Here is a 9,336-nt window from a genome sequence, read left to right on the forward strand (position 1 = left end):
TCGTCGGATCGCATTTGAACTGGCGCGGTTCGAGCGTTGCGATTTCGAGCGCAACTTGATCCGGCCCCCTGTGGCACACGTAGCATCGAAGCTCCGCAGGCGGGGGCCGTGTCGCCACGACGTTGGTCATTCCTTCGCCGTGCGACCAGCGCATACTCATGCTGCAATCACCTTGCCATCGGGGCCGCGTACCGTCGCGGGTTGCACCGTGTCGAGCAGGGGCGTTGACGGGTTCGAGCATTTGCGCGGATCACATTGCAGCGTCATGGCATCATCTCCGACCGAAGGTGCCGCGTACCAACCACCGAAACTGGGTGGACGACATGCGGCGCGGATACGGCAGGAACCCGGTGCTCGGGCCGCTGGTCCACAGTTCACTCACGAGGAAGGTTCTTGGGTGGCGGATCATTTCAAATCGCCTTTCGAGAAGGCGCGAAAGAACCTGGCCGCCGTCGTATCGTTCGATTGCACCTCGGGCCTGTCGTGCGAATGCCCGCGACCGACGTATGTCGCGCTGCGTTTCGACAGCGTGCGCTGCACCTTCGCTTCCTCGTCACGTTCGTCCTGCTGTTGACGGTGCAGGATGTCGCGCATGTGCTGGCCCGCTTTGCTCATTGCTTGCCCCCTTGCGCGGGCATGAGGTTCAGCACGATTGAACGTATGGCGCAGTTGTATGCCTCGTCGCCGATATCAACATTCGGGTGCATGAACTTGACGCGCTCGACCATGAGGCGCGCCAAATCATCGGCCGAGTTCTGTATCCAGTTGTCGTAATCTTCGACCGTCGCACGACGGTTGCCGACCATGAAATTGCTGACGGGTTTGAACGGGTTGTCTGCCATGGTCGCTTCCTGTGCCACAGGGGCGTGTTAGGCCGCCTTCGCCTTCTTCACGATTTGCTCGCCGGCGATCACCTTGTCCGCCTGAATGTTCTTGCCGACCCCCGTCACATCGCCGTGCCGAAGCTTCGCGAGGTTCGCGAGCGTCACGTCTTCATCCGTGACCGTCAGCGTCGGGAGCGGGGCGTTGTCCGCGTACCATGGGCCACACGGCAGGGTGCGAGCATCGGGGGCGATGATTGTGCCCATTGGGATCGCCGGGCCGGGGTAGCGTGTGAAGGTCTGCTTCCCTGTGCTTGTTGTCCCCGTGTGAATGGCGGCCCAGGTGTCGAGACGCGCCATATCGCCCGCCGCGATGTCGCGGGTGCCTTCGAGAAAATTGATGGCGACGTTCTCGGGAATCTTCGCGCCCTTGGCGATTGCCGCAGCAGGCCAACCGGACTCGATAAGCGCCTTCCGAAGATCGTGTGACGTGAACATTATTTGCGTCCCTGTTTCTTGTTCGGTTTCATGTTGGTGGCGGGTGCGTCGGCCGTGATCGCGAACCCTGATGCCGTCTGGTCGGGTGCCGATGGGTGGTGATTGGCGATGGTCGGCGCGCCCGTCGTCGCGGTGACGGGTTCTTGATCTGGTAGACCGTTCGCCATCCAGTCGAGTTGCGACCTGTCAAGCTCGTCCGCGTTGGTGCCCCTGTGCATCACGTCGGAGCGTTCCCATTTCGGCATGACGGACATACTTTCGTCCGCTGGGCGAATGGGGTTGCGCATTGGGGGTGCGACGTTGATCTTCATGCGCCTGCCCTCATTTCGGCGAGCAGCAGGTTCAACGCGACCTTGCGCTGCGCGCTGCGTTCGGCGAAGTCGTTCCAGTCCTTGACGGCCTCGACCTCAGCGGGTTTGATCTTCTCGCAGGACGTCACAAGCGCCCCCTGACAGGCGGGCCGCGACACGAGCGAGACCTCCCGCAATACGGCGCGCTTCACGAGCGCATATGCCGACGCGCCAAGGCCGATGATTTCATGCTCGCGAACGGCGAAGCGCACGCTGAACGCTGGTTGGTTCGCGTACTTGTTTTCAGCCTCGCAGGTGATCAGCAGGCCAGCATCGCTCCACGCCAGATCGAGAATGCGGCCTGCGACTTGTTTCTCATCGTGATCGTACAGCAGGGGAACAAGGCCCTTGGTCCAAACCAACGACTTCAGCGCGACGAGATGACTCTCGGTGTCGACCGTTGGCGTTGACGCGAGGCCCTTGATTAGGAACATGTCAGCGGTTCCAGTCGGCGTTCTTGTAGGCGCGCTCGCGGGCATCATCGAAAGCGTAATCCCCCGTCGAACTCGCTGCCTGAGCGGCCGCCAGATCGGCCTTCATCTTCAGACTCTTCTGAATCTGATCGAGCGAACCTGCGAGGGGATCGGGTTGCGGCGGGCCGCCTGCGCCCTCGCGCTTGATGCGTGCCAACTCGATGCGGGCCTGCTCGTCGGTGATCCTCATTTCAGTCTCCGAATGTCTCTGCCGAGTTGCTCAATGCTTCGAGCGAGTTCCTTGAACCGGTCCAAAAAATCCTCGCGGTCCTCATGGGACGGGGAGCGTGACAGGCGCAGGAACTCGTCCGCGTCGTCGTCATTCTCTTCGAAGTTGGATGCGTCTTTGGCGAATAGCTGCGGGCACGACGCGACGAGATCGAGCACGCCTTCCACATTCGCTTTGGTGACAGGGCCGTCTTCAAGCAACGCCCGTCGAAGGTGAGCACGTGCGCCTGATTTGAAGATGAGTTTGGCCATTGTTCGGCATCCGATTGGGAAAGGATGCCGCGCCGCCTGGGCTTGGACTTCGGCGTCGATATTGGACACCACCAGGGTGTGAGCACGACGTTACTGCGCATCATTCACGCGCAGCGTAAAAATGTCAATATAGATTCGCACAGAACCCCTGTTCAACTGTACAGTTTCGCGTTATTCATGACGAATACACGTTGCCACAGGGGCATTCTCGATGTCACCCACCCGAGCCCAGATCGAACGTTGGCGCAAACTAGCGCGTACTGCTGCCGGCATTCCCGAGGAGAAAACGCTAGGCGAGCTTGCTCGTGAACACCTGAAAAAGGCCGTCACACAGCTTGCTGAACTGTCGAATGAATGCCCGCTGCCAGACATACGATTGAAGGCGAGCACGGCCCTTGTCGAACTGGCGCGCCTTGACGCCGACGACGCGTTTCAGGGCGACCCCGAGGCGGTCGAAGCGTTGCTGGAGCAACCTGTCGAGGGGCGCAGGGCGGCGGCCCTTCAACTGTTCGCCAATGGCAGCATCACCAAAAAGGATCTCGACGTTGTGCTCGGCGTCATCAATGGGGATCAGGCGGCACAGATCAATTTGTTGCTGACGCAGAACCAGCGCCTCGAAAAGGCGCTCACCGATCAAGCGGGCAAGATCATCGATGGGCGGGTGTCAGGCCCGAAGCGTGAGCTAACAGGCCTTAGCGTCGCAACCCGCGATGGCGAGGCCGCATGAGGATCGCCGACGTACAAGCTCGGATAGATGCGCAAGAGCGCCGCCTTGAAAAGCAGTTTGTTCCGATGGGTGACGACGAAGGCGCGCCCGACGACTTCAGCGTTGAGCTTCACGACGGCACGCTGCTCGTACCGACCCTTAGCAAGCACTTCATTCGCATGATCGCCATCCCCTGCGGCAAGTTCCTCAAGGCAGGCGTTGAACCTGACACCATCGAGCTACAGCGCGAAGTGCTTGCCACAGGGGAGCGGTACCTTGTCGAGATCGACGGCGAGTCGCTTGAGGTTGGCGCTGTTCGGGTTCGTGAAGACGTTGCCGTTCTGGTCGATGCGCCAGAGGCACCCATTGTGGTTCAGCGTGTGTTCGAGGCGCAGGCGCAATCTATTACGGTGCATGAGGTGCCGTATGCGGCGGGGGCAGAAAATACGGGAGCTGCCCCCGTCGTACCCCATACGCCAGCAGACGTGCTTGAGGCCGAACTTGCGGTGGTCGAGGCACACATGGCGAAGCTGCGCGGCGGGCCTCGCGAGGCAACTGCGCAGTTCAGGGGGCCGCGTTCATGGGCGAACGAGACAAGCAAATCGTGGAGGGGTTTATGAGCGGCATACGTATTGGCGAGGTTCATTCGAACATCCCGCTAGGAATGACAGCATGGGAAGCGCACACCCGCGCCCTTGCGGCCCGTGCCATTCGATTGCAGGTCGAAAAGGAAGCGCGGCAAGCTGAGGTGAGACTCACCGAGGAAGAGTTGCAGCGTCGCTGTGCGATCAAGGCCGCCGACGTTTCGCCCTTCCTCGGCCTCGTGAAAGCGCGCCCGAAGAAGCAGGGCGTGTTAGCGCGACTGATCGCCTTCTGGTGAGGGCCGCCTAAGCGTCAGGTTCAGCAGGCATAATCCCAGCGGCATCCTCTGCCGCGTCATATGGGTCGAACTTCGGTTCAAGTATGAAACCTTGCCCTTTATCAGGTGAGGCCTTAGCGGCCCTCATGGCAAGACGGTACGGTTCCTGTCTTTTATGTCTCGCAAGCAGGTCACGCGCGGCCTCAAGTTCGCGCCTATACGCGTCTGCCAGGTACTCATTCAATTTCTGGTCGCGCAACTCGTCCTGACTTCGCCTGTCGTCAATCGGTTCTAGCTTCTCGACAACATTGATGATCTCCATCCAACCCTTCATACCGAGAACAGACGCGTGTAAGTCGAGACCCTTCTCCTTCACCGCGACGATCATGGAACCGTAGTGTTCCCATGCTTTCAGATACTCGCCCAACATTTCGGCAAACTTCTCAAGCTCCTTGCGCGTCATGATGTGTTTGGTCGACGGTTCCTTCTTCTTGTCGGGTTCTGGCGGTTTGGGGATACCGTCCTTGAGCGCCTGTTGAACTGTTTTGTGCTGCACCTTCTCACTGCGCGCACGCTGAATGATCCTTTGCACCATAGAATCGTTCTTGCCCCGAGCACCGAGCAGGTAGAGCGACGACGGGGTCAGATTCGCAAAGTTTGTGAATTGGAACGCCTCGCAAATGTCCGCCGCCTTTCGGAGGTTGATGATCTGCGAGTGCGAGTCATCCGGCCGCTTCACGACGCACCACGCCATGAACCCTTTTTCGGCCTTGAGCTTGCTCGCTGCGAGGTTCAGTGTCTTGCCTGTTTCGACGGCATTTCTGCTGTCGTTCCCGCCCAAGGCACGAAGTCGTTCCCCTATCGGTTCAAGCTCCTCCCGCACATGGGCAGGTATGTCCTGCTCGACTTTTCTGAGGGCAGCGGCGATGCGGTTGGCCTGCTTAACGTCGTGGTCTGCTGTCATGTGATGCTGATCCCCTCAAGAGGGCGATCATACGAACGGGCATGATATGCCGCAAGGTTGCCACACGGGGCGCGATTAGACAGGCCACCCGCCTTCCGGTTCCCCTGTCGTCAGCATCGTCTCGCTGGGCGTCGTGAAGATGGTTGGTGCGGTGCCCGCCTTCTTCGCCAGGTAGCGCTCGACCTCGGCCCGATCATAGTAGTTGCGGCCCTTGTCAACGATGGGCGTCAACTCGCCTGATTTGATACGCGAGCGCAGTGAGTTGCGATGCCCTAGGCCGAGCATCAGATAAGTCTGCTCCGTCGATAAACGTTCCATGGCGATGCCCTGTTAGGTTGTGCGACATCGTGGGGTCGACGCGGTATTTCCGTCAAGGTGTCGATTGACCGCCTGCAAGCGTCAGTTCGCGTCTTATGAAAAATCTTATGAAATGCGCTGGGGGAGGGTGCACAAATCCGCACAGACCATGACCTCTGCATGTTTTCCATGAACAAGGCGACCGCCAGAATGAGCGGAATGATGCGGTTCAACGAACGCGTCCGAACTGGTCTAAATGTGCCTGCCGGCCAATCCAAACAATGAAAAGGCGGGCAAGCCGATACAAACGGGCGGTTATCACGCCTCAGGCGCGATGTCGCATTAATTTGCTGTCACTTTTGTGCGACCATGGGCGGACAAGAGGCGTCGCTGCGTTTCGCCACATTGAATGAACTTGCGAAAATTGACCGGGTTCACTATGCTGTAGTGAATATAACTACTATATGGACAATGCCATGGAAGAAGCCGTTTCCGCAGCCGACGCCAACCGCAAATTCTCGCTCCTCCTGCGCGGTGTCCGCGAAGGACAGAGCTATGTCGTGACCAGCCATGGGCGCCCCGTGGCGCGGATCGTGCCTGCAGGGCAGCCCGACCCTGCGGCGTCTCGTTCGCGCACAGCGCTGCTGTCGCGCCTCGAACGCCAGCCTGTTGTAGAAGCCGGGCGCTGGAGCCGCGACGAGCTTTACGAGGACGAGCGGTGAAGGTCGCGCTCGATACCAACATCCTTGTTTATGCCGAGGGGATCAACGGAGCCGAGAAGCGCGACATCGTTTTCGGCCTGCTGCACGACATTGCGCAAGAGGCAGCCGTCATTCCAGTCCAAGTGCTCGGCGAATTGTTCACCGTTCTCACACGCAAGGCCGGACGATCACGTGCACAAGCGCGCGACGCCCTGTTGAGCTGGCGCGACGCGTTTCCGGTTGTCGGCACGACGCCGGAGGTGATGACGGTCGCGGCTGATCTTGCGACCGATCACCATTTCGGCATCTGGGATGCGACCATCCTGTCTGTTGCCTCGCAAACCGGTTGCCGGCTGCTGCTGTCGGAAGATCTGCAGGACGGCTTCACCTGGGGCGGCGTAACGGTCGTCAATCCTTTCGGGTCACCGCGCCATGTCTTGCTCGATGCCCTGTTGGGCAAGTCCGCCGAATAGGCCACGACCGGCTTTTCAACCACGCCGCGACGTGTTACCAGCCAGCGCCAATCCTGAAAGGGAAGAAACGAGTCGGCGCTGTCCATTTCGGTCCAGCGCTTTTTTGTATTCTCCCGGCGCTTTTCGTATCCGAGGACTGGCCATGGCAAAAATCATCGAAACGTCCACCGGCGCGCTGGCGCTGACCTTTGACGACGTGCTGTTGCAGCCCGGTCATTCCGAGGTCATGCCCGGTGAGACCGACATCCGCACCCGCATCGCCACCGACATCGACCTCAACGTGCCGATCCTGTCGGCCGCCATGGACACCGTCACCGAGGCGAGGCTTGCCATCGCCATGGCGCAGGCCGGCGGCATCGGCGTCATCCACCGCAATTTCTCGCCGGCCGAACAGGCCGAGCAGGTGCGTCAGGTCAAGAAGTTCGAATCGGGCATGGTCATCAATCCGGTCACCATCGGCCCCGACGCCACCCTGGCCGACGCGCTGGCGCTGATGCGCACCTATTCCATCTCGGGCATTCCGGTGGTCGAGAATGGCGGCACCGGCGGCCAGAAGATCGGCCGCCTCGTCGGCATCCTGACCAACCGCGACGTGCGCTTCGCCTCCGATCCGGGGCAGAAAGTCTACGAATTGATGACCCGTGAGAACCTGATCACGGTCAAGGAGAATGTCGACCAGGACGAGGCCAAGCGGCTGCTGCATCAGCACCGCATCGAAAAGCTCGTCGTCGTGGACAAGTCCGGCAATTGCGTCGGCCTGATCACCGTCAAGGACATCGAGAAGTCGCAGCTCAACCCGCACGCCACCAAGGATGCGCAGGGGCGCCTGCGGGCGGCGGCAGCCACCAGCGTCGGCGATGACGGCTTCGAGCGCGCCGAGCGGTTGATCGATGCCGGTGTCGACCTCCTGGTCATCGACACCGCGCATGGCCATTCGCAGCGCGTGCTCGATGCGGTGACGCGGGCCAAGAAGCTTTCCAATTCCGTCCGCATCCTGGCCGGCAACGTCGCCACCGCCGAAGGCACGCAGGCGCTGATCGACGCCGGCGCCGATGCCGTCAAGGTCGGCATCGGCCCGGGCTCGATCTGCACCACGCGCATCGTCGCCGGCGTCGGCGTGCCGCAGCTTTCGGCGATCATGTCGGCGGTCGAGACGGCGCATAGATCAGGCGTGTCGGTCGTCGCCGACGGCGGCATCAAATATTCGGGTGACCTGGCCAAGGCGCTTGCCGCCGGCGCCGGTGCGGCCATGATCGGTTCGCTGCTGGCCGGCACCGACGAAAGCCCGGGCGAGGTCTATCTGCATCAGGGCCGCTCCTTCAAGGCCTATCGCGGCATGGGCTCTGTCGGCGCCATGGCGCGCGGCTCGGCCGATCGCTACTTCCAGGCCGAGGTTCGCGACACGCTGAAACTGGTCCCGGAAGGCATTGAAGGGCAGGTGCCCTACAAGGGACCTGCGTCTGGCGTGCTGCACCAGCTTGCGGGCGGGCTAAAAGCCGCTATGGGTTATGTCGGTGGCCGCGACCTTGCCGATTTTCGCGAACGCGCCACCTTTGTGCGCATATCCAACGCCGGACTTCGTGAAAGCCACGCCCATGACGTCACGATTACCCGCGAAAGCCCGAACTATCCTGGCGGAGCCTGACCGGCAGCCAGAGCGGTACATGCTCTGGCGCCACCAGGCGACGATCGTGCTGCGGCTGGCGCGCCATGCCGGCGCGCTGTGCTTTGCCGCCGCGGCGGTTTTCATCATCATGACGCTGCTGGAATTCTTCTATTTCCGCCGGCTGAGCGGTGGCCTGCCGTCGCTCGACGTGCGCCTTGGCGGGTTCACGCCCGACGAGGGCATGGCCTGGCTGACGGCACTCGGCCGGCGCGGCAGCGAGATCATCCTGGTCTGGCACTATTTGACTTTCGACCTTCTCTTCCCGGCGCTGCTGTCGCTGACCATGGTCAGCCTGATCCTGGCAACCGGGCGGCGGCTGAAGAGTTTTCGTGCCATGCCGGTGCAGCTTCAGGCACTGTTCGCGCTGGTCATCGTGCTGCCCTACACGTGCGCCGACTACGCCCAGAACATTGCGGTGGCGCGGCTTCTGTCCGATGCGCTGTCGGCCAACCCGGATTCTCTGTCTTTCGCCTCGTCGCTGATCGTCACCAAATTCGCGCTGCTGGCGATCCCCGTCATCGTCATCGCGTTTTTGATCCTTGCCGCCCAGCGGCGTCCACAGGCATGAACGACAGAGCAGGGGCAACGCCATGAGCCAGACCGCGATTTTCTGGCCGATGCTGGCGCAGGTGTTCCTCGTCTATATCGTCTATGTCGTGATGGGCCGGCGCCGCTACGGCGCGGTCAAATCGGGCGAGGCCAAGGTCGGTCAATACAAGGTGCGCACGACCGAGCCCGGGTCGAGCGTCACGGTTGCCAACAATCTCATCAACCAGTTCGAACTGCCGGTGCTGTTCTATGTGCTGTGCCTGGCGCTGCGCGCGACCAATGGCGTCAATTATCTGACCCTGGCCTTGATGTGGATTTTCGTGATTTCCCGCTATGGCCACGCCTGGGTCCACCTCACCAGCAACAATCTGCGGTTTCGCAGCCGCGCCTTCTACGTCGGCGCGATCATTCTCTTGCTGGCATGGATATGGTTCGCGCTGCACCTGCTCGGAGCGGTGTAGGGCAGTTGTTTACCCTCCCCCTTGTGGGGAGGGTCGCT

At 61.1% G+C, this 9,336-nt stretch carries 17 protein-coding genes; 8 read left to right on the top strand and 9 right to left on the bottom strand.

All coding sequences use genetic code 11. From position 1 onward, the window contains the following. Nucleotides 1-405: 405 nt before the first annotated feature. From NKJ78_RS01395 to NKJ78_RS01425, 7 genes are read right to left on the bottom strand one after another with little or no spacing between them, the layout of a single operon-like run. Nucleotides 406-615 carry a hypothetical protein gene (locus tag NKJ78_RS01395; protein WP_352562318.1) on the bottom strand — a complete coding sequence of 70 codons (210 nt, stop codon included), beginning with the start codon at nt 613-615 and terminating at the stop codon, nt 406-408. Next, nucleotides 612-842: a hypothetical protein gene (locus tag NKJ78_RS01400; protein WP_352562319.1), complete on the bottom strand. Its 231-nt coding sequence runs from the start codon at nt 840-842 to the stop codon at nt 612-614. The genes NKJ78_RS01395 and NKJ78_RS01400 overlap by 4 nt, the downstream gene beginning before the upstream one ends. Nucleotides 843-869: 27 nt before the next feature. Continuing rightward, nucleotides 870-1,319 carry a hypothetical protein gene (locus NKJ78_RS01405; RefSeq protein WP_352562320.1) on the bottom strand — a complete coding sequence of 150 codons (450 nt, stop codon included), beginning with the start codon at nt 1,317-1,319 and terminating at the stop codon, nt 870-872. Then, entirely contained in the window at nt 1,319-1,630 is a 312-nt protein-coding gene (locus tag NKJ78_RS01410) for a hypothetical protein (RefSeq protein ID WP_352562321.1), read from the bottom strand. Before NKJ78_RS01410 ends, NKJ78_RS01405 begins: the two co-directional genes overlap by 1 nt. Beyond that, a complete protein-coding gene (locus tag NKJ78_RS01415; RefSeq protein WP_352562322.1) occupies nt 1,627-2,103 on the bottom strand; it encodes an HK97 family phage prohead protease in 477 nt (158 codons plus the stop codon). Before NKJ78_RS01415 ends, NKJ78_RS01410 begins: the two co-directional genes overlap by 4 nt. A 1-nt stretch (nt 2,104) precedes the next feature. After that, nucleotides 2,105-2,332, bottom strand: a complete 228-nt coding sequence (locus NKJ78_RS01420; protein ID WP_352562323.1) for a hypothetical protein — start codon at nt 2,330-2,332, stop codon at nt 2,105-2,107. Further along, nucleotides 2,329-2,622 carry a hypothetical protein gene (locus NKJ78_RS01425; protein ID WP_352562324.1) on the bottom strand — a complete coding sequence of 98 codons (294 nt, stop codon included), beginning with the start codon at nt 2,620-2,622 and terminating at the stop codon, nt 2,329-2,331. The genes NKJ78_RS01420 and NKJ78_RS01425 overlap by 4 nt, the downstream gene beginning before the upstream one ends. A gap of 211 nt (nt 2,623-2,833) precedes the next feature. On the opposite strand from NKJ78_RS01425, the gene NKJ78_RS01430 reads away from it, so the two are divergent. From NKJ78_RS01430 to NKJ78_RS01440, 3 genes are read left to right on the top strand one after another with little or no spacing between them, the layout of a single operon-like run. After that, nucleotides 2,834-3,349, top strand: coding sequence for a hypothetical protein (locus tag NKJ78_RS01430; RefSeq protein ID WP_352562325.1), 516 nt, complete (start codon nt 2,834-2,836; stop codon nt 3,347-3,349). Then, the gene (locus tag NKJ78_RS01435) at nt 3,346-3,948 is read left to right on the top strand and encodes a hypothetical protein (protein WP_352562326.1); all 603 of its coding nucleotides are present in this window, start codon (nt 3,346-3,348) and stop codon (nt 3,946-3,948) included. Before NKJ78_RS01430 ends, NKJ78_RS01435 begins: the two co-directional genes overlap by 4 nt. After that, on the top strand, nt 3,945-4,208 hold the full coding sequence (locus NKJ78_RS01440; RefSeq protein WP_352562327.1) for a hypothetical protein: 264 nt from the start codon (nt 3,945-3,947) through the stop codon (nt 4,206-4,208). The genes NKJ78_RS01435 and NKJ78_RS01440 overlap by 4 nt, the downstream gene beginning before the upstream one ends. Nucleotides 4,209-4,215: 7 nt before the next feature. Here NKJ78_RS01440 and NKJ78_RS01445 read toward each other — a convergent pair whose 3' ends face one another. Both NKJ78_RS01445 and NKJ78_RS01450 read right to left on the bottom strand, forming a co-directional pair. Continuing rightward, nucleotides 4,216-5,151 carry a hypothetical protein gene (locus NKJ78_RS01445; RefSeq protein WP_352562328.1) on the bottom strand — a complete coding sequence of 312 codons (936 nt, stop codon included), beginning with the start codon at nt 5,149-5,151 and terminating at the stop codon, nt 4,216-4,218. 75 nt (nt 5,152-5,226) lie between these two features. Then, the gene (locus NKJ78_RS01450; RefSeq protein ID WP_352562329.1) at nt 5,227-5,469 is read right to left on the bottom strand and encodes a helix-turn-helix domain-containing protein; all 243 of its coding nucleotides are present in this window, start codon (nt 5,467-5,469) and stop codon (nt 5,227-5,229) included. Nucleotides 5,470-5,924: 455 nt separating this feature from the next. Here NKJ78_RS01450 and NKJ78_RS01455 point away from each other — a divergent pair, with 455 nt between their 5' ends. The 5 genes from NKJ78_RS01455 (at nt 5,925) to NKJ78_RS01475 (ending at nt 9,298) form a co-directional block, all read left to right on the top strand. Next, nucleotides 5,925-6,170 (top strand): type II toxin-antitoxin system Phd/YefM family antitoxin, encoded by a 246-nt coding sequence (locus NKJ78_RS01455; RefSeq protein ID WP_023673036.1) that lies wholly within the window; start codon nt 5,925-5,927, stop codon nt 6,168-6,170. Further along, nucleotides 6,167-6,622, top strand: a complete 456-nt coding sequence (locus NKJ78_RS01460; RefSeq protein WP_023682430.1) for a PIN domain-containing protein — start codon at nt 6,167-6,169, stop codon at nt 6,620-6,622. Before NKJ78_RS01455 ends, NKJ78_RS01460 begins: the two co-directional genes overlap by 4 nt. A gap of 142 nt (nt 6,623-6,764) precedes the next feature. After that, nucleotides 6,765-8,267: an IMP dehydrogenase gene (gene guaB, locus NKJ78_RS01465; RefSeq protein ID WP_023682429.1), complete on the top strand. Its 1,503-nt coding sequence runs from the start codon at nt 6,765-6,767 to the stop codon at nt 8,265-8,267. 19 nt (nt 8,268-8,286) lie between these two features. Continuing rightward, nucleotides 8,287-8,856: a hypothetical protein gene (locus tag NKJ78_RS01470; RefSeq protein WP_023673033.1), complete on the top strand. Its 570-nt coding sequence runs from the start codon at nt 8,287-8,289 to the stop codon at nt 8,854-8,856. Between the two features lie 22 nt (nt 8,857-8,878). Further along, nucleotides 8,879-9,298 (top strand): MAPEG family protein, encoded by a 420-nt coding sequence (locus NKJ78_RS01475; RefSeq protein ID WP_352460101.1) that lies wholly within the window; start codon nt 8,879-8,881, stop codon nt 9,296-9,298. Nucleotides 9,299-9,336: the final 38 nt, after the last annotated feature.

The organism is Mesorhizobium sp. M0037 (assembly GCF_040323635.1).
Taxonomy (GTDB): domain Bacteria; phylum Pseudomonadota; class Alphaproteobacteria; order Rhizobiales; family Rhizobiaceae; genus Mesorhizobium.